The sequence below is a fragment of the Bradyrhizobium sp. USDA 4341 genome (assembly GCF_054063755.1).
The window spans coordinates 675,644-698,807 of the sequence record NZ_JBSSGO010000002.1; the positions used below are offsets into that span (position 1 = coordinate 675,644).

Annotated in this window: 19 protein-coding genes; 10 read left to right on the forward strand and 9 right to left on the reverse strand. The window is 65.6% G+C overall.

Features of this window, described 5'->3' with window-relative positions:
• Positions 1–19 precede the first annotated feature (19 nt).
• Both ACVIGB_RS08910 and secG read right to left on the reverse strand, forming a co-directional pair.
• Positions 20–1,651, reverse strand: a complete 1,632-nt coding sequence (locus ACVIGB_RS08910; protein ID WP_092114569.1) for a CTP synthase — start codon at positions 1,649–1,651, stop codon at positions 20–22.
• A 167-nt stretch (positions 1,652–1,818) separates the two neighbouring features.
• Positions 1,819–2,208, reverse strand: a complete 390-nt coding sequence (gene secG, locus ACVIGB_RS08915) for a preprotein translocase subunit SecG (protein ID WP_092114570.1) — start codon at positions 2,206–2,208, stop codon at positions 1,819–1,821.
• Between the two features lie 204 nt (positions 2,209–2,412).
• Between secG and ACVIGB_RS08920 the strand changes: the two genes are divergently transcribed.
• On the forward strand, positions 2,413–2,979 hold the full coding sequence (locus tag ACVIGB_RS08920; RefSeq protein ID WP_456722947.1) for a helix-turn-helix domain-containing protein: 567 nt from the start codon (positions 2,413–2,415) through the stop codon (positions 2,977–2,979).
• 3 nt (positions 2,980–2,982) lie between these two features.
• Positions 2,983–3,516, forward strand: a complete 534-nt coding sequence (locus ACVIGB_RS08925; protein WP_456722946.1) for a GNAT family N-acetyltransferase — start codon at positions 2,983–2,985, stop codon at positions 3,514–3,516.
• A 192-nt stretch (positions 3,517–3,708) separates the two neighbouring features.
• On the opposite strand, the gene tpiA is transcribed toward ACVIGB_RS08925, so the two are convergent.
• On the reverse strand, positions 3,709–4,461 hold the full coding sequence (gene tpiA, locus ACVIGB_RS08930) for a triose-phosphate isomerase (protein WP_456722945.1): 753 nt from the start codon (positions 4,459–4,461) through the stop codon (positions 3,709–3,711).
• 240 nt (positions 4,462–4,701) lie between these two features.
• On the opposite strand from tpiA, the gene ACVIGB_RS08935 reads away from it, so the two are divergent.
• From ACVIGB_RS08935 to ACVIGB_RS08960, 6 genes are all read left to right on the forward strand, one after another.
• Complete coding sequence (locus tag ACVIGB_RS08935; RefSeq protein ID WP_456722944.1) at positions 4,702–6,603, forward strand: SurA N-terminal domain-containing protein; 1,902 nt, start codon at positions 4,702–4,704, stop codon at positions 6,601–6,603.
• A gap of 70 nt (positions 6,604–6,673) precedes the next feature.
• Positions 6,674–7,687, forward strand: a complete 1,014-nt coding sequence (gene trpD / locus ACVIGB_RS08940) for an anthranilate phosphoribosyltransferase (RefSeq protein ID WP_456722943.1) — start codon at positions 6,674–6,676, stop codon at positions 7,685–7,687.
• Positions 7,688–7,698: 11 nt separating this feature from the next.
• Complete coding sequence (trpC, locus tag ACVIGB_RS08945; RefSeq protein ID WP_456722942.1) at positions 7,699–8,520, forward strand: indole-3-glycerol phosphate synthase TrpC; 822 nt, start codon at positions 7,699–7,701, stop codon at positions 8,518–8,520.
• Positions 8,521–8,524: 4 nt separating this feature from the next.
• Complete coding sequence (moaC, locus tag ACVIGB_RS08950) at positions 8,525–9,040, forward strand: cyclic pyranopterin monophosphate synthase MoaC (RefSeq protein ID WP_456722941.1); 516 nt, start codon at positions 8,525–8,527, stop codon at positions 9,038–9,040.
• A gap of 9 nt (positions 9,041–9,049) precedes the next feature.
• Positions 9,050–9,841, forward strand: a complete 792-nt coding sequence (locus tag ACVIGB_RS08955) for a hypothetical protein (protein ID WP_456722940.1) — start codon at positions 9,050–9,052, stop codon at positions 9,839–9,841.
• A gap of 154 nt (positions 9,842–9,995) precedes the next feature.
• A complete protein-coding gene (locus ACVIGB_RS08960) occupies positions 9,996–12,728 on the forward strand; it encodes a bifunctional diguanylate cyclase/phosphodiesterase (RefSeq protein ID WP_456722939.1) in 2,733 nt (910 codons plus the stop codon).
• Between the two features lie 105 nt (positions 12,729–12,833).
• On the opposite strand, the gene ACVIGB_RS08965 is transcribed toward ACVIGB_RS08960, so the two are convergent.
• The 6 genes from ACVIGB_RS08965 to ACVIGB_RS08990 all read right to left on the reverse strand — a co-directional run bounded on the left by ACVIGB_RS08965 (position 12,834) and on the right by ACVIGB_RS08990 (position 19,524).
• A complete protein-coding gene (locus tag ACVIGB_RS08965) occupies positions 12,834–14,183 on the reverse strand; it encodes a S41 family peptidase (RefSeq protein ID WP_092114580.1) in 1,350 nt (449 codons plus the stop codon).
• A gap of 186 nt (positions 14,184–14,369) precedes the next feature.
• A complete protein-coding gene (locus tag ACVIGB_RS08970; protein WP_456722938.1) occupies positions 14,370–15,557 on the reverse strand; it encodes an NADH:flavin oxidoreductase/NADH oxidase in 1,188 nt (395 codons plus the stop codon).
• 136 nt (positions 15,558–15,693) lie between these two features.
• Entirely contained in the window at positions 15,694–15,843 is a 150-nt protein-coding gene (locus ACVIGB_RS08975) for a hypothetical protein (protein WP_456722937.1), read from the reverse strand.
• Between the two features lie 419 nt (positions 15,844–16,262).
• Entirely contained in the window at positions 16,263–17,279 is a 1,017-nt protein-coding gene (locus tag ACVIGB_RS08980) for an ABC transporter substrate-binding protein (protein ID WP_456722936.1), read from the reverse strand.
• A gap of 251 nt (positions 17,280–17,530) precedes the next feature.
• Complete coding sequence (locus tag ACVIGB_RS08985) at positions 17,531–18,442, reverse strand: amino acid ABC transporter substrate-binding protein (RefSeq protein WP_456722935.1); 912 nt, start codon at positions 18,440–18,442, stop codon at positions 17,531–17,533.
• Positions 18,443–18,591: 149 nt separating this feature from the next.
• Complete coding sequence (locus ACVIGB_RS08990; protein ID WP_456722934.1) at positions 18,592–19,524, reverse strand: DUF2380 domain-containing protein; 933 nt, start codon at positions 19,522–19,524, stop codon at positions 18,592–18,594.
• Positions 19,525–19,747: 223 nt separating this feature from the next.
• Between ACVIGB_RS08990 and ACVIGB_RS08995 the strand changes: the two genes are divergently transcribed.
• Together ACVIGB_RS08995 and ACVIGB_RS09000 are read left to right on the forward strand one after the other, a co-directional pair.
• Positions 19,748–21,157: a histidine kinase gene (locus ACVIGB_RS08995; protein ID WP_456722933.1), complete on the forward strand. Its 1,410-nt coding sequence runs from the start codon at positions 19,748–19,750 to the stop codon at positions 21,155–21,157.
• Complete coding sequence (locus ACVIGB_RS09000) at positions 21,154–21,816, forward strand: response regulator (protein ID WP_456722932.1); 663 nt, start codon at positions 21,154–21,156, stop codon at positions 21,814–21,816. The genes ACVIGB_RS08995 and ACVIGB_RS09000 overlap by 4 nt, the downstream gene beginning before the upstream one ends.
• Positions 21,817–23,164: the final 1,348 nt, after the last annotated feature.

The window sequence follows — 23,164 nt, forward strand, 5'->3', positions numbered from 1 at the left end:
CGGCGCAGCTGATGGCCGCTTACATCAGCCGGCTCTGCTTCGCCGCCGCTTCGATGAACGATGCAAACAGCGGATGCGGCTCAAAGGGCCGCGACTTCAGCTCGGGGTGGAACTGGACGCCGATGAACCAGGGATGGTCCTCGTATTCGACGATCTCCGGCAGCACGCCATCGGGCGACATGCCGGAGAAGCGCAGGCCGTGCTGCTCGAGGCGGTCCTTGTAGGCGGTGTTGACCTCGTAGCGATGGCGGTGCCGCTCGGAGATCTCGGTCGCGCCGCCATAGACCTGCGAAACGCGGCTGCCGCGGTTCAGCGCCGCGGGATAGGCCCCTAACCGCATGGTGCCGCCAAGGTCGCCGCTCTGCGAGCGCTTCTCGAGCTCGTTGCCGCGCAGCCATTCGGTCATCAGGCCGACCAGCGGCTCCTTGGTCGGGCCGAACTCGGTCGAGTTGGCCTCCTCGATGCCGACCAGATTGCGCGCCGCCTCGATCACCGCCATCTGCATGCCGAAGCAGATGCCGAAATACGGCACGTCACGCTCGCGCGCGAACTGCGCCGCACGGATCTTGCCCTCGGCACCGCGCTGGCCGAAGCCGCCGGGCACCAGGATGCCGTTGACGTGCTCGAGGAACGGCGCCGGGTCCTCGTTCTCGAACACCTCGCTCTCGATCCAGTCGAGATTGACCTTCACCTTGTTGGCGATGCCGCCGTGCGAGAGCGCCTCGATCAGCGATTTGTAGGCGTCCTTCATGCCGGTGTACTTGCCGACGATCGCGATCGTCACCGCGCCTTCCGGATTGCGGACGCGCTCGTTGATGACGTTCCAGCTCTGCAACGCCGGCGGAATCTTCGCCGTGATGCCGAACGCGGCCAGCACCTCGTCGTCGAGGCCGGCGGCGTGATAGGCCTCCGGCACGGCGTAGATGTTGTCGACGTCGCGCGCCTCGATCACGGCGCTCTCGCGCACGTTACAGAACAGGCCGAGCTTGCGCCGCTCTTCCTTCGGGATTTCACGGTCGGTGCGGCACAGCAGGATGTCCGGCTGGATGCCGATCGAGCGCAGCTCCTTGACCGAGTGCTGCGTCGGTTTTGTCTTGAGCTCGCCGGCACTTGGAATGTAGGGCAAGAGCGTCAGGTGAATGTAGACGGCGTGATCGCGCGGCAGCTCGTTCTTGAGCTGGCGGATCGCCTCGAAGAACGGCAGGCCCTCGATGTCGCCGACAGTGCCGCCGATCTCGACCAGCACGAAATCGTAGTCGTCGTTGCCCGACAGCACGAATTCCTTGATCGCGTTGGTGACGTGCGGGACCACCTGGATGGTGGCGCCAAGATAATCGCCGCGGCGCTCCTTGGTGATGATGTCCTGGTAGATCCGCCCGGTCGTGATGTTGTCGGCCTTGGTGGCCGGACGACCGGTGAATCGCTCGTAATGGCCGAGATCGAGATCGGTCTCGGCGCCGTCGTCGGTCACGAACACTTCGCCGTGCTGATACGGCGACATCGTTCCGGGATCGAGGTTGAGATAGGGATCGAGCTTGCGAAGGCGGACTTTGTAGCCTCGGGCCTGCAGCAGAGCGCCGAGCGCCGCCGATGCCAGACCCTTTCCGAGCGAGGAGACCACGCCGCCGGTGATGAATATGTACCGCGCCATGGGACTTTACCTTTAAGCCGACTCCAGCGATTCGCAAAACGAATCGGCTGTTCCCGGCAAACAATCCACCGGGCTGTGGGTTACATTAAATTGGAAGCGATTTCAGAGCATTGATGGGGATTTCTGATGCAGGACGCCAGCGGTGCATCCTGCATGGCGCCCCCGCTTTATTGCGACCGTGGTGCCTGCGGGCCGCTCGGAGCCTGCTGCCCCTGCTGCTCGTCGGTCTTCTTCAGCGAATCGAGGATGCCGCCGGAGGTCGGTGCAGTGATCGGCGCGCCGCTGGCCGGCTGGGTCTGCGCCGGTGCGCCGGTGCCGATGATCGAGCTCGGCTTGCGGTCGTAGCCTGCGTACCAGGACAGGAACAGGCTGGTGAGGAAGAAGCCGGCCGCGAGGATCGCGGTGGTCCGCGACAACAGATTCGCGGTGCCGCGGCTCGACATGAAGCCGGCGCCGCCGCCCATGCCAAGGCCGCCGCCTTCGGATTTCTGCAACAAAACAGCGCCGATCATGACGGCGACGATCATGAGATGGATAATGATAACGACAGTCTGCATCGCAAGCCTTCCGTCACAAGCCGCCAAGCGGCCAGACAAACGGCGCTATCGGCTTTGCGGTTTTTCGTGAAGTCGCGCCCTGTTACACGATTGGACCGGGCATTGTCACCCCCGAGATAGTCGCAATGGCTGACATCACAAGCTGCCTCGGTCGCGCTCGCCCGAGGCTTGATCGGAACCGGCTCTTTCCATTATAATAGACGTATGGATACTTTGGTAGACGATCTGAGCCAGCGCCTGGCGCAGCGGATCCGGCTCGAGCGTGACGGCCGGAGCTGGTCGCTGGCCGAGCTGGCCGAACGCTCCGGCGTCTCGAAGGCGACGATCAGCAAAATCGAGCGCGCCGAGGTCAGCCCGACCGCGGTCGTGCTGGTGCGCCTCGCCTCGGCCTTCGACCTCACTCTGGCCGGGCTGATGTTGCGCGCCGAGGGCCAGGGCGAGCGGCTGTCGCGCGCCGCCACGCAGCCGGTCTGGAGCGATCCGGAAACCGGCTATCTGCGCCGCCAGGTGTTCAGCCGTCCCGATCATCCGGTCGAGCTGGTGCGGGTGGAAATGCCGGCGAGGCAGTCCGTGACCCTGCCCGCCTCGTCCTACGCCCATATCCGCCAACTGGTCTGGGTGCTGAGCGGCAGCCTTGTCATCACCGAGGGCGGCGCGCGCTATGTGCTCGGTAGCGGCGATTGCCTCGGCTTCGGCCCGCCCGCTGAGACCACCTTCGCCAACGAAACCAACGCCGGCTGCACCTACGTGGTCGCCCTGGCCCGGAGCTGATGCATGTCGCACTTCGCCATCAAGCCGCTCGAGGACGAGCCTGACCTGTGCAACGCGCTCGGCGCGCTGCTGGTCGAGACCGTCGCAAGCGGCGGCTCAGTGAGCTTCATGCATCCGCTGCCGTTAAATGACGCGAAGGCATTCTGGCAGGACTCGCTTGGCGCCGCTGCGCGCGGCGAGCGAGTAGTGCTCGGTGCGTTCGACGGCGACAGCCTGATCGGCACCGTGACGCTGCTGCTGAAGCTGCCGCCGAACCAGCCGCATCGCGCCGAGATCGCCAAGATGATGACGCGCGTGAGCCACCGCAACCGCGGCGTGGCGTCCGCGTTGCTGCGCGCCGCCGAGCAGCTGGCGATCGCGCACGGGCGCACGCTGCTGGTGCTTGACACCGCCGTCGACGACGGCGCCGCGCCACTTTACGAGAAGCAGGGATTTCAGCTCAGCGGCATCATCCCCGATTACGCGTTGAAGCCGCATGGCGGCCTCACCGGGACGATGATCTACTGGAAGCGGATCGGCGCGGCTGAGGTCGCCTGATTCCGTAGCCAAGCACAGATGCCGACGAAGGCTGGCTTCGCAATACTGCCAATCCCGTCACCCTGAGGAGCGCGTAGCGCGTCTCGAAGGGTCGACGGCCACCAGCCGGGCCGTCGACCCTTCGAGACGCGCGCAAGAGCGCGCTCCTCAGGATGACGGTGTGAGAGGTCGGGTCGGCGTGGATGGGCAGGCCTAACAGCCCGCGGCGATCGCCAAAAAGTCCGCCGCCTTCAGGCTGGCGCCGCCGACCAGCGCGCCGTTGACATTGGCGACGGCCATCAGCTCGGCGGCATTCGACGGCTTCACCGAGCCGCCATAGAGGATCCTGATCCGGTTTCCCTCGCCCTTGAAGCGATCGGTGAGCTGACCTCGGATAAACCTATGAACTTCCTCGACATCCTTCGCCGTCGGGGTCAGGCCGGTGCCGATCGCCCAGACCGGCTCATAGGCCACCACTAAATTGGCTGCGGTCGAGCCGTCGGGCAGCGAGCCCGCAAGCTGGGTGCCGCAGACATCGAGCGTCTTGCCGGCGTCGCGCTGCTCGCGCGTCTCGCCGATGCAGACGATCACGGTCAGGCCGGCACGCCAGACGGCCTCCGCCTTCTGCCGAATCAAGGCGTCGGTCTCGCCGTGGTCGGCGCGCCGCTCGGAATGGCCGACGATGATGGCGACCGCGCCGAGATCCCTAAACATTTCCGCCGAGAGGTCGCCGGTGTGGGCGCCCGACGCCTTCGGATGGCAATCCTGGGCGCCGACGGCGACCTTCGAACCGCGCGCCTTGTCGGCAAAGGCCCCGACCAATGTCGCCGGCGGACAGACCAAGAGATCGGCCTTCCCGGCGACATCGCCGGCGCCGGCCAGCATCGCGTCGAACTCGGCAAAAGAGGATTTCAGGCCGTTCATTTTCCAGTTGCCGGCGATCAGCGGCCGTATGGTGTCGGTCATGTCGGATTTCCCATCATTCAAGCGTGCCCCTGCGCTATCAGAGCCGGGCGGCGACTTCCAGAGCGCGGCTTCGCGCCTGCCGTGCGACGCTTCCGCCCGCGCGCCCGAGGTTGCGGGGGGACACGAGCCACTTTATAAGCGTTTTCAATTCGGTGACGCCCTGCTGCCGGACAAAAAGTCCCGACTTTTAGTCCCATTTGGGCACGACCCGGTTCCCCTCCTGTAAAACAAGTTGGACCCATGCTTCGAGGAATGCGGAAAGCCTCATCAAACTGGCTCGGCAAGACGATTATGGCCGTGGTGATGGGCGTTTTGATCGTCAGTTTCGGAATTTGGGGCATTGCCGACATCTTCAAGGGGTTTGGCCAGTCGACCTTCGCCAAGGTGGGCGGGACCGAGATTTCGGCCGAGCAGTTCCGCCAGATCTATACCGACCGCCTGCAGCAGCTCGGCCGCCAGTTCGGCCGTCCGCTGACCCCGGACCAGGCGCGCGCCTTCGGGATTGACCGCCAGGTGCTGCAGCAGACGCTCGCGGAAGCCGCACTCGACGAGGAAGCGCGCCGCATGGGCCTCAACCAGTCCGATGCCGAGGTGTTGCGCACAATCTACAACGATCCGAACTTCAAGGGCCTCAACGGCCAGTTCGATCCGCAGCGCTTCCAGTCCGTGATCCGCAACTTCGGCTACACCGAGGGCCGCTACATCGCCGAGCAGCGCCGCGTCGGCCTGCGGCGGCAGATCGCCGGCACCATCTCGTCCGGAATCGAGCCGACCAAGGCCGTGGTCGAGGCGCTGACCCGTTTCCAGAACGAGCAGCGCTCGATCGACTATGTCACGCTCGGCGCCGCGCAGGCCGGCACCATCGATCCGCCCTCACCCGAGGCGCTCGCCGCCTATTTCGAGGACCACAAGGTCCAGTTCCGCGCGCCCGAGTACCGCAAGATCGCCTTCGTCGCGATCACGCCGGAAGAAATCGGCAAGTGGGAAACCGTGTCCGACGAGGATGCCAAGAAGATCTTCGAGGAGCGTAAGGACCGGCTCAGCACGCCGGAGAAGCGCGAGGTCTCGCAGATCGTGTTTCCGGACGCCGGTGAGGCGCAGGCCGCCCGCGCCCGCATCACCTCGGGCACCTCGTTCGACGACATCGCCAAGGAGCGCAAGCTCAACCCCGCCGACGTCAATCTCGGCCTGGTTACGAAGTCTGCGATCCTCGATCCGGCCGTCGGCGACGCCGCCTTCTCCCTGCCCGCGGGTGAAGTCAGCCAGCCGGTCCAGGGCCGCTTCGGCGTGGCGCTGGTCAAGGTCGGCAAGATCGAGCCCGGCGTGACCCCGACCTATGAGAGCCTTGCGCAGCAGGTGAAGAACGAGATCGCGACAGAGCGCGCCCGCGCCAAGGTCGCCGATCTCCGCGACAAGATGGAAGACGAGCGCGGCGGCGGCTCCAGCGTCATCGACGCGGCGCAGAAGCTGAAATTGACCGCCGTCACCATCGACGCGATCGATCGCTCGGGGCGTCTGCCGAACGGCCAGGTCGCGTCGAACATTCCGCGCGGCCTCGACGTGGTGTCGCAGGCCTTCAACAGCGACGTTGGCGTCGACAACGACCCGATCCAGTTCAACAACGGCTATGTCTGGTACGACGTGCTCGGCATCACGCCGTCGCGCGAGCGCACCCTCGACGAGGTCCGCGATCAGGTCGAGGCCAAGTGGCGCGAGGACCAGATCTCCGCCAAGCTGCGCGCCAAGGCGACCGAGATCGTCCAGAAGCTCGACAGCGGCGCCAAGCTCGCCGACGAGGCCACGGCGGCCGGCGTCAAGGTCGAAACCGCTGCGAACTTCCGCCGCGAGGCCACGCTGCCCAACGTGCCGGCCGGCGTGATCGCGGCCACATTCCGCACGGCCAAGGACGGCGACGGACAGACCTCCGCGGCCGGCGGCAGCCAATGGGTGGTGTTCCGCGTCACCGATGTGACGGTGCCCGCGGTCGACTTCGCCTCCAACGAGGTCAAGCAGCTCAGCGAGGCGCTGCGGCGCTCGTTGAGCGACGAGCAGGTCGCGCAATATGTCGCGAAGATCGAGACCGACATCGGTGTGACCGTCAACCAGGCAGCCTTCGCACAGGTGACAGGCGCAAATAATTGAGCATGATCGGGACAGCGCGACAACGCGCTGCGCGCCGACCAAGCTCCAACAACAGACCCTGAGCCAGCGAATGGACGACCTGAAATCGATCATCGGAAAAGTCGCCACCGGCGCCACGCTGACGCGTGAAGAAGCGGCGTCAGCCTTCGACAGCATGATGTCGGGCGAAGCCACGCCCTCGCAGATGGGTGGGCTGTTGATGGCGCTGCGGGTGCGCGGCGAGACCGTCGAGGAGATCACCGGCGCGGTCAGCGCGATGCGCGGCAAGATGCTGCCGGTCACCGCACCGGCGGAGGCCGTCGACATCGTCGGCACCGGCGGCGACGGCTCCGGCTCGGTCAACGTCTCGACCTGCGCGGCCTTCATCGTGGCCGGCGCCGGCGTGCCCGTCGCCAAGCACGGCAACCGCGCCCTGTCGTCGCGTTCGGGTGCCGCCGATGTGCTGGCCGCGCTCGGCGTCAAGCTCGACCTGACGCCTGCGCAAGTCGGGCGCTGCATCAAGGAAGCCGGCATCGGCTTCATGTTCGCGCCTTCGCATCATCCGGCAATGAAGAACGTCGGCCCGACCCGGGTCGAGCTCGCCACCCGCACCATCTTCAACCTGCTCGGGCCGCTCTCCAACCCGGCCGGCGTCAAGCGGCAGATGGTCGGCGTGTTCTCGCGGCAATGGGTGCAGCCGCTGGCGCAGGTGCTGAAGAACCTCGGCTCCGACAAGGTCTGGGTGGTGCACGGCTCCGATGGCCTCGACGAGATCACCCTCACCGGCCCGACCTTCGTTGCAACGCTCGAGAACGGCGAGATCAGGACATCGGAGGTGACGCCGGAAGATGCGGGCCTCGGCCGCGTCGGCGGCGAGGCGCTGAAGGGCGGCGACGCCGATGCCAATGCGATCGCGCTGTCGAGCGTGCTCCAGGGCAAGCCCAGCGCCTATCGCGACGTCGCTTTGCTCAACGCGGCCGCCGCGCTGATCGTGGCCGGCCGTGCCAAGGACTTGAAGGAAGGCGTGGCGATCGGCGCCCAGTCGCTCGACAGCGGCGCGGCCGCGGCGCGGCTGAAACACCTGGTCGCGGTTTCCAACGGCTGAGAGCGCGGGACATGTCCGACATCCTGACCAAGATCGAGGCGTACAAGCGCGAGGAGATCGCCGCCGCAAAGCGCGCGCGTCCGATCGCCGAGGTCGAGGCGCAGGCGAAAGCGGCCTCAGCTCCACGCGGCTTCGTCCGCGCCCTCAAGGACAAGCATGCACGCGGCGACTACGCGCTGATCGCGGAGGTGAAGAAGGCCTCGCCCTCGAAGGGGCTGATCCGTGCCGACTTCGATCCACCCGCGCTCGCGAAAGCCTATGAGGCCGGCGGCGCGGCGTGCCTGTCGGTGCTGACGGACGCGCCCTCGTTCCAGGGCCATCTCGACTTCATGGTCGCCGCCCGCGCTGCGACCAATCTGCCGGTGCTGCGCAAGGATTTCATGTTCGACACCTATCAGGTGGCGGAGGCGCGCGCCCATGGCGCCGACTGCATCCTGATCATCATGGCCGCGCTCGACGACATCGCGGCCAGCGAGATCGAGGACGCCGCGCTCGGCTATGGCATGGACGTGCTGATCGAGATCCACGACCGCGCTGAGCTCGACCGTGCCCTGAAACTTCGCTCGCCGATGATCGGCGTCAACAACCGCAATCTGCGCACCTTCGAGACGACGCTCGCGACCAGCGAGGCGCTGGCGCCGCTGATCCCCGGCGACCGCCTGATGGTCGGCGAGAGCGGTATCTTCACGCCCGAGGATCTCGCCCGCCTCGAGCGCGTCGGAATGTCGACCTTCCTGGTCGGCGAGAGCCTGATGCGCCAGCAGGACGTCACCGCGGCCACCCGCGCCTTGCTGACGCGGCAGACGGCACCGCGCGCCACCGGCACGCGCTGACGCAATGGCGCGGAAGACCAAAGCCGGATCGAAGGGACCCGTTGCCGCCCTCAGCCATATCGACGCCAAGGGCGAGGCGCGCATGGTCGACGTCTCGGCCAAGCCCGCGACCGAACGGACCGCGATCGCCGAAGGCCGCGTCCTGATGAGCAAGGCAACGCTCACACTGATCGAGTCCGGCCAGGCCAAGAAGGGTGACGTGCTGGCGACCGCGCGGATCGCCGGCATCATGGCGGCGAAGCGGACCTCGGAATTGATCCCGCTCTGCCATCCGCTGGCGCTGACCAAGGTCACGATCGATATCGCACCCGACCGCAAGCTGCCCGGCTGCATCGTGCGCGCCAGCGTCAAGGTGACGGGACCGACCGGCGTCGAAATGGAGGCGCTGACCGCGGTTTCGGTCGCCTGCCTGACGGTCTACGACATGGTCAAGGCGGTCGACCGTGGCATCCGGATCGAAGGCATTCATCTGGTCGAGAAGATCGGCGGCAAGTCCGGGCACTATCGCGCGGACAAGTGATTGCGACCGATGCGCAGCCGCCGCCTGATTTGGCTCGTTCCGATCCTGGCGGCGCTTGCCTGGCTGGCATGGACCGCGTGGCGGTGGCAGGCCGAGCGGCAAATCTATGCCGATCCAGCGAGTCCTGCCCTGACGATCACGCCGAAGCATGTCGAAGCGTTGCGGAAGCTGCAATTCGCCTGGAATGCGCGGATCGAAAGCGGCGGGCCGGTCGTGGATCCGATGGCACCCTATGGCAGCGCGGATATGGCGGCCGACCTTGGCCCGATCATCGGCACGCGCGATCGCGTGGCGGTTGCGCGGTTTCATCGCGAGGTCTCGGCGCTGCTGATCCGGGCGCTGCAGAATTGCGACCTCGCCGATGGACAGTACAAGCTCGGTCATCTGGACAATGCGACGATGGAACGGCGCCTCCGGCAGGAACTCGTCGGATTGCCTGACGTGCGCATGGCAGCTGTCGTAGCCGAACTGCCTCGGTTCGAGCCGGACGGCACTTTTCAGTTCACGAGCCGGCATCTGCGACTGCTGCACCAATTGAGGTTCGAGTGGCCGGACAGCGAGATCATGAGGATCATCGCCGGATCGGGCTATCCCGCACCCGCGGTCCACTTCAAGCGCCCGTTCGGTGACATGACGGCGTTCGAGATCGATATGGCAGCGATCCTGGGGATGCCGCGCCCCGGCAACGATCACGTCGATCCCGTCTTCAATCGCCTCTATTGGGACATGTGGCCGGCGCTGCAGACCTTCGTGCAGCAGGTCAAGATCGACCCCGGCGCGTCGTCCTGCGCCGGCAAATAGGTCGCAGATCGTTGCGCGACAGCGCCTTTCGCGAAGACGCGCAACCATTCGTTAACCAATCTCGCTAACCCGCGCTCCATCTCGTTTGGATACGACTTTCGCGGGCCGGAGGTGCGCGAAAGCTACTTCCGGGTGAAACGCCTGGAAACGATAGATGAAGCAAAACGGCAGCGCCTCGTTCAACGTCACCTCGGTGATCGGCAGTGGTCCGATCCGCTGGCTGATCCTTGGCGGCGCCGTGCTGATGGCCGCGATCGCGATCGGCGCCACCCTGATGGCCGAGAATTTCCGCGAGCGCGCCCTGCACAACAGCGAGCGCGAGCTCGAGAACACCGTGCTGCTGCTGGCACGGCATTTCGACCAGCAGCTCGACGACCTCGAGGTGGTCCAGCGCGACCTGATCGCGTTCATGCGCGACAACGGGATCGCGACGCCGGAGAACTACAAGCGCCGGATGTCGGCCGCCGACATCCATGCGATGCTCAAGTCCAAGATGGACGCGCTGTCCAATGTCGGCAGCCTCAACGTGTTCGACGCCGATGGCGTGCTGATCAACAGCTCGGGCGCCTGGCCGCTGCCGCAGGCCTCCATCGCCGATCGCGACTACTTCAATATCTTCAAGTCCAGCCCCTACTCGCCCGACATGATGGTCGCGCCGGTAGTCAGCCGCGTCAGCGGAAACTGGACCACCGCGATCGTCCGCAAGGTCACGGGCCCGCATGGCGAGTTCCTCGGCGTGGTCGGGCGCGGCATCGAGCCGGCGACCTTCGAGAAGTTCTTCTCGACCGTTGCGCTCGGCGAAGGCGCCGCGATCTCGATGCACCATCGCGACGGCACGCTGCTGGCGCGCTATCCCCATGTCGAGGAGATGATCGGGAAGAATTTTCGGAGCGGCCCGGCCGGTCAGCAGCAGGTGTTCGAGCTGCCGCAGAGCACTTCGCGGCTGACCAGCCCGGTCGACGGCAAGGACCGCCTGGTGTCGTCGCGGGCGCTCACCAAATTCCCGATCGTCGTTGTCGCCACCACCACCACGGACGCGGCGCTCGCCAACTGGCGCGAGCAGATCGGCATCCTGATCGCGGTGACCGCAGCATCGGTGCTGGCGATCGCGATCCTGCTCACGCTCGTGGTGCGCAAGCTGTTGCAGCAGCACCGCACCCAGCAGCAGCGCCTGACGCTGGAGAAGCTCCGGCTCGACACCGCCGTCAACAACATGACGCAGGGGCTGTTGCTGTTCGATGCCGGGCAGCGGCTGGTGATCTGCAACAAGCGCTATATCGAGATGTACGGATTGTCCGCCGACGTCATCCGGCCCGGCTGCAGCTTCCGCGACGTCATCGTGCATCGCCACCTGACCGGTTCATTCCAGGGCGACGTCGAGCGCTACGTCAACCTCGTGCTGCGCGACGTCGGCATCCGCAACACCATGGTGATCGCGACGCCCGACGGGCGCTCGATCCAGGTCGTCAACGAGCCGCTGGCCGATGGCGGCTGGCTTGCGACCCATGAGGACGTCACCGAGCGGCGCCGCGCCGAGGAGCGCATCACGCATCTTGCCCACTACGATGCTCTCACCGACCTGCCGAACCGCGCGCTCTTCCACGAGGAGATCAAGCGCGAGCTGCCGCATGTCGCTCCCGACAGCCAGCTCGCGGTGCTCTATATCGATATCGACGAATTCAAGGGCGTCAACGACTCACTCGGCCACATGGTCGGCGATGAATTACTCAAGTCCGTTGCGCGGACGCTATCCGGCGTGATCGGCGACGGCGATTTCGTCGCCCGGCTCGGCGGCGACGAATTCGCGATCGTGCAGACCGGCGTGAAGAACGAGGTCGAGGTCACCGACCTCGTCGCGCGCATCTACGAGGTCATCCGCTCGCCCTATCAATGCCTCGGCCACCAGGTCACGACCGACGCCAGCATCGGCATTGCGCTGGCGCCGAAGGACGGCACCGATCTCGACCAGATCTTGAAGAACGCCGACCTTGCGATGTATGCGGCAAAGTCGGCCGGCCGACGCGTCTCGCGGTTCTTCGAACCGGCGATGGACGCCGATGCCCGCGCCCGCCGCGAGCTCGAGGTGGAGCTGCGGCAGACCATCGCCGCGGGCAGCGGGCTCGAAGTGTATTACCAGCCCTGCGTCGACCTGCGCAGCAACGAGATCACCGGCTGCGAGGCGCTGGTGCGCTGGCGCCATCCGGTGCGCGGCATGATCTCGCCGGCCGACTTCGTGCCGATCGCCGAGGAGACCGGCCTGATCAACCAGCTCGGCGAATGGGTGCTGATGACGGCCTGCAAGGAAGCGGTGAACTGGCCCGATCACGTCAAGCTCGCGGTCAACGTCTCGCCGGTGCAGTTCCGGACCGGCACGCTGGCGCTCAAGGTGATCGCGGCGCTGGCGGCATCGGGCCTGTCGGCAGGCCGGCTGGAGCTCGAGATCACCGAGGCGGTGCTGATCCGCGATGACGAGACGGCGCTGGCCGCGCTGCACCAGCTCCGCGCCATCGGCATCAGGATCGCGCTCGACGATTTCGGCACCGGCTATTCGTCGCTGAGCTATTTGAAGCGCTTTCCGTTCGACAAGATCAAGATCGACCGCTGCTTCGTCACCGACATCGCCGATCCGCAAGGTTCGGCCGGCATCGTCGAGGCCGTCGTCAACATCGCCGCCGAGCGCAGCATGACCACGACGGCGGAAGGCGTCGAGACCGCGCAGCAGCAGCAATTGCTGCGCGAGCTCGGCTGTTCGGAAATGCAGGGCTACCTGTTCAGCCCGCCGAAGCCGGCCGCCCAGATCCGCGAGCTCCTGGCCGGGCACCGCCGCGGCCCCGCTGCAGGTCCAACCGCCACGCGCCGGCGGAGGCCTGTCGCCGGCGCGGCGTGAGTTTCGGAAGGACTGGGCGACCTATTTGTCATGCCCGGACGGAAGCGCGAAGCGCGTCTTCGCGCCAGACGTCCCGGCCACGACGTCGTGAGGAAACGTCCGCGCCTAGTTCGGCACCGGCCGCTTCTGCGCGGCCTTGTCCGCGTTCTTGGCGTCGGCGTTCACGGTGACGCCGCGCAGCTGGTTGAACGCCGCGGCCAGCGCCTTGTCGTTCTTCTCGTCCGGCGGCACGTAGGATTGCGAGCCGGTCTGCTCGGCGCCCTCGGCGGAGAGATGGCCGCGCATCGAGGCCTCACCCTTGATCTCGGAGCGGGTCTTGAACTCGTCCGGCACGTCCTGCAGCACCTCGATGTCGGGCTTGATGCCAAGCGCCTGGATCGAATGGCCCGACGGGGTGAAATACCGCGCCGTGGTCAGCGCCAGCGCGCCATTGCCGGCGCCGAGCGGAATGATTGTCTGTACCGAGCCCTTGCCGAACGAGCGGGTGCCGATCAGGGTCGCGCGCTTGTGGTCGTGCAGCGCGCCGGCGACGATCTCGGAGGCCGAAGCCGAGCCGCCATTGATCAGCACCACGAGCGGCTTGCCCTTGGTCATGTCGCCGCCATGGGCGGTGAAGCGCTGGGTCTCTTCCGGATTGCGGCCGCGGGTCGAGACCACCTCGCCCCGCTGCATCAGCGTCGAGGTCACCGAGACCGCCTGGTCGAGCAGGCCGCCCGGATTGTTGCGCAGGTCGACGACATAGCCGTCGAGCTTGTCCTGCGGGACCTGCTTCTGGATCTCGCCGATCGCCTTGCGCAGGCCCTCGGTGGTCTGCTCGTTGAACGAGGTGATGCGGATATAGCCGATGTCGCCGCCCTCGACGTGATACTTCACCGGGCGGACGCGGATGATCTCGCGGGTGATCGAGACCTCGATCGGCTTGTCGGCGTCCTTGCGGATGATTTTCAGCCGGATCGAGCTGTTGGGCGCGCCCTTCATCTTGTTGACGGCCTGGTCGAGCGTCAGGCCCTGAATCTGCTCATCGTCGATCGAGGTGATCACGTCGCCCGACATGATGCCGGCGCGCGAGGCCGGCGTGTCGTCGATCGGCGCCACCACCTTGACGAAGCCGTCCTCCATCGTGACCTCGATGCCGAGCCCGCCGAACTCGCCATGCGTGGTCTCCTGCATCTCCGCCCAGCCCTTCTCGTTCATGTAGCGGGAGTGCGGATCGAGCGAGGAGATCATGCCGTTGATCGCCCCTTCGACGAGCTTGGAGTCCTCGGGCTTCTCGACGTAGTCGGTCTTGATCTTCTCGAATACCTCGCCGAACAGATTGAGCTGCGAATAGGTGTTGTCGGCATGCGCGGCGGCATTGGCGACGGCGAACAGATGCGCCCCCTGCGGCGAGGCCACGAGCAGGGTCAGACACGCTCCCGCAACCGTCCCGAGGAAGAAGCCAACATGTTTGCGCATTATCCGCGATCCTTTTTCGCTATCGGCCGGCAACGTTCCGCAACGTTCGCCTGCCCCACCCCGACGGGGGCACCACACAACGGCTTTTTGGTCGGATCAAGGCCGCCTTGTCACTGGACCATTACGGTCCTGTCACGATGCCCTGGTCAGCCCCAAAATCAGCATTTAGTCAGCACCAAATCAGCCTCAAGTCAGCTCCCGGTCGGCCTCTGGCCCAGCCTCCCGCAACCCGTTCTGCCAGGTCGACGGCCGGGTCCCGAATCCGCGCTTGGCCCGGGTGCCCAGCCAATAGCCAAACTGCGGGGGAACATGGCGAAATGGCCCTTCAACCCCGAGTTTTAGCGCGGCATCCATCGGCCAGTTCGGGTTATTGAGGATCTCCCGGCCGACCGCGATCAAATCTGCTTGTTTATTGCGCAGGATTTGCTCGGCCTGGTCACCATGGATGATCAGGCCGACCGCCATGGTCATGATATCGGCATGCCGGCGAACATATTCCGCAAGCGGCACCTGATAGTTGTATTTGATCTCCTTGCCCAGGATCGGCGCCATCTCGCTGATTCCCCCCGACGAGCAGTCGATCACATCGACGCCCTTCCCCTTCAGGATCGCCGCCAGCCGAGCGCTCTGCTCCGGACCCCAGCCGGCATTGTCCTCGACCGACAGCCGCACGAACAGCGGCTTGTGATCCGGCCAGTGCGCGCGCACGGCCTCCGTCACCTCGATCAGGAAGCGCATCCGGTTGGCTTCCGAGCCGCCATATTCATCGCTGCGCTGGTTCGAGCGCGCGGAGAGGAATTCGTGCACGAGATAACCATGGGCGCCGTGCAGCTCGAGCACATCGAACCCGGCCTCATGCGCGCGGCGCGCCGCCTGCCCCCAGGCCGCGACGAGGTCCTTCACCTCATGCGTTTCCAGCGCGCGCGGCGCCGGCCAGCGCTCGCTATGAGCGATCGCGCTCGGCGCCACCGGCGTCCAGGCGTCCCAATCCTCGATTGCGGCGCTGCGTTCGAGCGGACGGTCACCCTCCCAGGGACGGCTTGCGCGCGCCTTGCGGCCGGAATGGCCGAGCTGGATGCCGGCCACTGCGTTCTGCTGCTTGATGAAGCTGACGAGCCGGCTGAGCGGCGCGATGAACTGGTCGTCCCAGATGCCGAGATCGCCGATCGTCCCGCAACCGCGACGCTCGACCTTGGTCGATTCGACGATCACGAGGCCGGCGCCGCCTGCGGCGAACTTGCCGGCATTCATCAGATGCCAGTCGGTCGGAAAGCCCTTCTCGGCCGAATACTGATGCATCGGCGGCACCACGATGCGGTTCTTCAGCGTGACGCCGCGGATGGTCATCGGCGAAAACAGCAGCATATCGGACATCGCTTCCTCACTTCACGTCGTTACCCGGCGCGGCGGGTCGATCTTGTGTTTGGCGCCGACGATATACGCACCTCGCGACGGCGGATAGAGGCGCGCGGCGCACAACACCGAGGCGACATCGATCAACGAGCTGCTCTTATTGAGCGGGCTTCCGGTTCGCCGACAGGTCCGTCGGGCAGTCTACCCCGCATGCGATCGCTTTCTTCTGGTCGGCAACACGCCAGACCAGCAGCGCAACCAGGACGATGATGGTGACGGTGAGCTTGGCCAACGTGTCGTGATTCAATTTCAGCTCCGAGCAACAATCAGCATAAGCGACAACCATCAGCTGCGAACAAAAACTGGCCCCGGGACCTTGAAGGCCGCTACCGGGGCTGTCTACCTGACCCGCATTCGATTCAACGTGGTCGAGATCATCATCGTACGGACCTGGCGCGTCCTGCAAGCTCTCCGGTCTGCATGGCAGCACGGCACAACCGGCGGCAGCCGTGCTGGAACTTTCTCGTCTGTGTGCCGTTCGGGGGCTGTGCTCTGATCATTGCCCCAGAGGCACACAACACCTCCTGCGGCCCCAGCCGTCACGCTGGGGTCGCAAATATCTGCAGTTCCAGCTGGACCGGAATTTTGCGACGAAGAATGCCGCGATCTCCGGCAACCTGCCCGTCCATCACCTAGCCCATATGGGCTACACCCTCACGACGGCCGTCAACTCCGCGCAAGTCTTGCTGCGCCCGCGGCGATTGCGTCGTTGAAGCTCGTATCCCAGAATTTTCCGACCTCGGCGCGCGCGTCGAGCACGCCGAGCTTGAGGAAGGTGTCGGCGACCTTCTGGTGGGTGTCAGGCACATCAGGCGTTACACCAGCCAGCGAGAAGTCGTCGCTGCGGCGGGCGAACTGGTCGAGAATGTCCTGCAACGGCAGATGGGTTTCGGCGACCTGCGCCGCTGCATACAGGGGAAAATTCTTGTTGGCGAACGCATAGGCGCGCTGGACGCGCAGCAACAGGTCGCTCACGGCCGCGTGGCGCAGCGGATCGTCGACCGCCTTCGGATTGGCGTAGATCGGGAAATTGCCGGAGAGATAGCCGACGCCGGTCTTGAGCAGCCGCGCGCCCTGCTTGGCGATAGCGAGCTGCCCGTTGTAGCCATAGATCGCCCAGGCATCGAGCTTGCCGGACGCGAACGCCGAGTAGCCGTCGGACGGCGTCAGATTGATGGCCTCGATATCGCTGAACGCGAGCCCGGCTTCCTCGAGCTGTTTCGCGAGGAAGTAATGCGCCGTTGTCGCGCGCACATAGCCGACGCGCTTTCCCTTGAGGTCGGCGATCGAGTGGATCGGCGCGTCCTTTGCCGCCACCGTGACCTGGATGTTGAGATCCTCATGGGTAACGGCGATGAAGCGCACCTTGGCGTTCTGGCGCGCGGCGAACATCGCAGGAATCTCGCTGCCCGAACCAACGTCGAGCGCATCGCCGTTCAGGGCCTCGATGTGGAGCACGCCGTTGTTGAGCTCCTTCCATTCGATCTTGTAGGGCGTCTTGTCCTCGCCGGCGGCCTGCAGCAGCGGACGCCAGCCGCCCTTGTAATACGCCACCCGCAAGGTGACGCCGCCGAGATCGGCGCCCCCACCCGCCCCCGTTTCCGCGCGCGCACTGCCGGCAATCAGACTTCCGGCGAGTACGCCGAGCGCAGAACGTCGCGAAAGGACAAATGGCGTGGTCACCGGCGAGCTCCTGATCAGCAGTCACAATTGCTGCAAGCTTAGGAGAAAAACCGCTGATGTATATGAGACGCTATTTCGTTTTTGGCGTCGTGCGCGAAAAGCCGTTCCAAGGATTGACGGCTTGGCGCGGAAAACAATATCCGACCACGAAACGTAGCCCGGATGAGCCGAGCGATATCCGGGGCCGCTGCATCGGCGCCCACAATTAAGACCCGCATGTCGCTTCGCTCATGCGGGCTACGACAGCGGCGCTACTTCGCAACCTCGTACACATCAGGATCGTAGCTCGAGCTCGGATTGGCGAACGCGTGGCGCAGCGCCGGCGAGATCGGGACGTTGTAGTTGATGCCGTTCGGCGGGGTCGGCTGCTCCAGCCACTTTTTGTACATGACCTCGATCTCCGGGCTCCGGTAGAGTTCGGCCGTGGCGCGGTCGGCGAGCGCCTTGAACGGCGCGTCCTCCCGGCGCAGCATGATGCCGAAGGGTTCCGCCTTCGAGAAGGCCTCCTCGCTGATCATGTATAGCGCCGGCTGCTTGGATCGCGCGATCGCCACCGCAAGCTGCACGTCGTCGAGCGCATAGGCCTGGGCGCGATCGGTCTCCAGCATCAAGAACGCCTCGGCCTGGTCCTTGGCCGGCTGAACGTTGATGCCGAGCTTGCGTTCGGTGTTGACCTTGATGAGCTGCGTCAGATTTACCGAGCCTGCAACGGCGGTGACCGACTTGCCCTTGAGGTCGTCGATGGTGTTGATGCCGGCGGACTTTTTGGCGGCAAAGCGCGTCGCGCTCAGGAAATGCGAGTTGGTGAAGGTCACCTGCTTCTGGCGCTCGGCGCTGTTGGTGGTCGCCGAGCAGTGCAGATCGATGGTGCCGTTGACCATCAGCGGGATGCGGTTCGACGAGGTCACCGGGAGATAGTCGACCGCGATGTCGGGCATGCCGAGCTCCTTCTTCACGGCATCGACGATCTTGAGGCAGATATCGAGCGCGAAGCCGATCGGCCGCTGATTGTCGTCGAGATAGCTGAAGGGAACGGAGGCCTCCTGAAAGCCCAGCGTGACCTTCCTGGTCTCCTTGATCTTCTGCAGCGTGCCCGACAGCTCCTCGGCTGCCACGGGGCTCGCGGCGAGCGTGAGAGCGAAAAGGATGGCGGGCAAACGCATCGGCGGCTCCTGTGCGGTGATCGGATGGCGGTGATAGCCCACACACAGGCCCGGCGATAGAAGATGATGTGTCTATCAGCTATCGCGCTTTGCTATGGTCCGCCTGCCGAGCTTGCGACCACAGCCCCGAGACATCCGCACCCGGATCGCTACTGCTGCGCCCCGCCCTCGAGCAGGCGGTCGCCGACCAGGTGAACCGCACCGCGGGTCCAGGAATAATCGGCGCCCATCCGCAAGCCGCTGTCGCCGCGTGAGACGACCGCGCCGCTGCGGGCGTCGCGCACCTGGAAGCCGACCGTGTATTCGGTCCGGCTGACCCGCCTGATCACACCGATCAGCGATTGATCGGCGCCGAGCTTCTGCGCGATCGCCGCCTCGCAGCCGTCACAGTCGCGCAGCGCCCGCGCCTTGACGGGCTCGGCAACTGCGCCGCCGGTATCGACCAGGCGGTAGCGGCCCGATTGCGCAAGCCGGTCGCGGACGCCCTGGGTGACATCGGCCAGCGTGGCGGCATCGGAGCCGGCAAGGCCGGACGACGGTGCCGCGGAATTGTCCTCGAGCTCGAACTCGAACACCGCAAGCCCGATCGGCGCCACGGCGGCGGCCGGTGCCGTCGGCGGCGCAGCGGCAAGAACGGCGCGCACCTCGCGCGACACGAACATCCGCGCATGGTCCCATGCCTCGTCATTGTCGCCACGAAATGTGTAGAGCTTTTCATACAGCACACGGCTCGCGCCGACATCGATGACCGCCACCTTGGCCCACTGCACCAGCGTGCTCATCTTCTGCACGCCGCCGACCACCTTGATTTGGGCCTCGCCGGCGGGCGCCGCTGACGGCACCAGGCGATAGCGCGGCTCCGCGGCGACATCGGCGCGCAGCGCGGCCATGAACGCATCCAGCCGCTTCTGATGCACGGCGGTCTGATCGATCACCTCGCCCGAGGTATCGACATAGCTGAAATCATCGATGCTGACGCCAAGCGGGGGAGCCACGGCGGCGGTTTCGGCGCGCAGCGGACAAGGTCCGGCCAGAAGGCCGATCAACGCAAGGGCGTGCAAAACGAAGCGGGACTGGCGCATGATCGAGGCCTTTCAGGTGCTTGCGCGGGGTCGATCGCAGCCTAGGCCGGCGGCCGCCGCGCCGCAGCGGAGCGCCTCCCGGCCGCTGCCGGGAAAATTTCACGACCGCGGTCCGTCCCCAAGGCGACGCTTCTCGACGCTTCCTTTCTGCCGTTTAATGAGCGTGACGGCCCTGCCTGCGAACGGGCGCCGAAGGTCGTCTGCGACCTCTGAGGATACGCCGATGCGGAATTGGTCCGGAAGCGATCTGAAGCTGCGGCTGACGTTGCGTGTGGCTGCCGTGTCGATGCTCTGCTTTGCAGCGATCTCCGGCTTCTTCCTGATCGAGGCCGACCGCTCGGTGCGCGCAAGGATCGCTGCCGTTGCCGATGTCGCCGCCAGGACGCTGGAGCTGCAGCAGAGCAAGATCCAGTGGCTGAACAATCCGCGCTCCGATTTCCCCGATCTTGACAGCGTTGCCACCTCGGTCATGGCGCCCGGCCTGTGCCTCGCGTTTCGCAGCAACAGCGGCAAGATCAGCCAGCGCTTCTGCGGCGGCACGCAGACCGATACGGCCGCGCCGCCGCAGGCCTTTGCGGCGCTCTATCGCCGCCTGTTCGATCCCGGCCGGGAGACCGTGCGCCCGGTGATTGCGCGCGGCCAGGCGATCGGCGAGGCCGTGGTCTGGGTCGATCCGGCGGTGCTGACGACTGAGGCCTGGCACGATGCCGGCCGGCTGATGGCGGTGCTGATGCTCGCGCTGCCGCTACTCTGCGCCCTGGTCTATGCGGCGCTGTCGCGTGCGCTGCGTCCGACACGGCTGATCCGCGACGGGCTCGAGCGGATCGCCGCAGGCGACCTCGCCGCGCGGCTGCCGCCGTTCGATCTCGCCGAATTGTCGGCGATCGGCGACGTCTTCAATCATCTCGCCGAGCGCCTCGCCGCCGCGCTTTCCGACCGCAACGCGCTGACGCAAAAACTGATCCTGGTGCAGGACGAGGAGCGCCAGCATCTCGCACGCGAGCTGCATGACGAGTTCGGGCAATCGCTGGCCGCGATCCGCGCGCTCGCCGCCTCGGCGCGCCTGACCGCGGTGCAGGATTGCCCGGCCCTGCTCACCGAATGCGACGGCATCGCGCGGACCGCGACCGACATGATGGAGACGTTGCGCGGCGCCCTCTTCAGGTTGCGCCCGCCCGATGTCGACGAACTCGGCCTCGCGGCGAGCCTGGAGGGCCTGATCGCCGGCTGGAACGGCCGCAGCCGGGGACAGCCGCGGTTCGAGATCGCCACATCGGGATCGTTCGAGCGCATCCCCGCCTCCATTGGCGCCAACCTCTACCGCATCGTGCAGGAGGCGCTCACCAACGCAGCCAAGCACGCCGGCGCCACGCGCGTCATGCTGCGGCTTGAGATGCGCGAGACGGCTTCGGCCGGCGGCGGCCGCGAAATCGTGCTCGCGATCGACGATGATGGCCGGCCCGGCGATCCTCAAGTGAAGTCCGGCATGGGCCTGCTCGGCATGCGTGAGCGGGTCGCGGCGCTGGGCGGGCGGCTGAGCTTCGATGCCGGACAGCCCAACGGCTCGTCGCTCCGCGTCAGCGTTCCCGTCGCAGCCAGCCGAGAGGCCGCACCGGTGGAACGCGCGGCATGAGCAATACGGCGCGAACCATCATGCTGGTCGACGACCACGCCGTCGTTCGGGAGGGCTACCGGGCGATGCTGCAGAAGCAGCCAGGGCTCTCCGTCGTCGCCGAAGCCTCCGACGGCGTCGAGGCCTACCGCCTTTACAAGGAGACCGGGCCCGACCTCGTCATCATGGACCTGTCGATGCCCGGCATCGGCGGCATCGAAGCCATCCGGCGCCTCAGGCAGTGGGACAAGCGGGCAAAGATCCTGGTCTTCACCATGCACCAGAACGCGGCCTTTGCCGTGCAGGCGATCCGCGCCGGCGCGAGCGGCTATGTCACCAAGACCAGCCCGCCGGAGACGCTGGTGCACGCGGTGATGGATGCGCTGTCGGGCAAGATCGCGATCAGTCCGGATATCGACCACGAGCTCGCGCTCAGCCGCCTCGCCGGCGAGACCGCCGCCGCCGACCTCCTGACCGCGCGGGAATTCGAGGTGCTGCGCATGTTGCTCGCGGAAAAGACCACCGACGAGATCGCCGAGGCGCTGCACCTCAGCCCCAAGACGGTCGCGAACCTGCATTCCCTGATCAAGGACAAGCTCGGCGTCGGCACGGACATCGAGTTGGTCCGCCTCGCGCTCCGGCAAGGCATCCTGACGCAGATCGACCTGGGCGAACGGTGAGCCCGCGGCGGGGGCCGGCTTGCATTGCTAGCCGCACCACCGAGATCGCTGCGCAAAGAAAGGCCCCAGCGAGGGGGTACACGCTGAGGCCAGAGCAACTTGGTCACACCATCCTAGACCTCGCCCCGGCGCTTTCCTTGGCTCCTTCGGAGTTACCGGATTCATACGGGTCGAAGACTGAACCTTATTGCTCGCTCGCGCGTATCCATAACGTCAGGATTTTGCCATTCCTCCTGGGCTAGAACCAACGCCGCCCGTCGTATTTCAATGCGGGCGGCGTTGCGCGTTTCTGCCCTGCGACGAGACGCGACCCCGGCGTGCCCACGCAGCTGACACGAATGAAAGTTCCCCGACAGGAACCGGAACGGATATCAGCCGACGTGAGTTGGACAGCATGATCTTGAAGGATGGAGCGTCATTGCCGTGAGCCGAAAAACCCTGCAGGCACGTTCAGAGCAGGCGCTCGTCGTCGTCATCCTCAGCACCGGCGCGCTCATCGCCTACCTCGGCCTGGCGCTTTCCCGGATATGAGAGGTCTGCCCGGCAAGCAGCAAGTCGCTTGACGCACCAAAAGCCCGTGAGGCCCAATCACTGATTTGCCCGACGGCCCAAGCCCCGCAGGACCGAGGGGCGGATCGCGGTCGTCACGAACGTGGGTCGAGATGCGGTGGACGCGGAGCGTTGTGACTGACGAGCACACGCAATGCGGACGGTGAAGTCGTGTGGTCCTGACGCCCTAGCGGCCGGTGTCCTCTCGCAAGATGCAACGCGTCTTGTGAAGGCGGTGACAAGCAAGCCCAGTCTCGCCGGGGAGAGCACGAAGTAAGCCGTAACCCATCGCGCAGGGAAAGCCGGAATGCTCCGGTTACACCTGTGGTCCTACCCCCGAGCTTTCTACCTTTTGCTCGGGGGCCCATGGGTGCGATCGGCACCCGGCTTTCCCTGCGCCCTCTTCAAGAGAGAGGGTGGAACGAGAAGCAAAGCCCGGGCAATCATGTCGCGAGAACGTCGATGTGTGACTCACGGATCGTGCAACAAATTCGCTGTCGTCCCTGCGAAAGCAGGGACCTATAACCACCGAAGGTGATAGTTGCGCGACGCTAGGGCCACAGCCCTCTTTTACAACACGACCCGGTGGTTATGGGTCCCTGCTTCCGCAGGGACGACGGGATGTAGGCCGTGCCACGCATTCGGTGTCGTCCTGGCGAAAGCCAGGACCCATTACCCCAAGTCTCAATTGGTGCGCGACGCTGGGGCCGCGATCACGCTCATCACCGAATGTCGTGGTTATGGGTGCTGACTTTCGCCAGCAAGACGATTGGAGAGATCGCGGGTTCGTCTCTGTCAC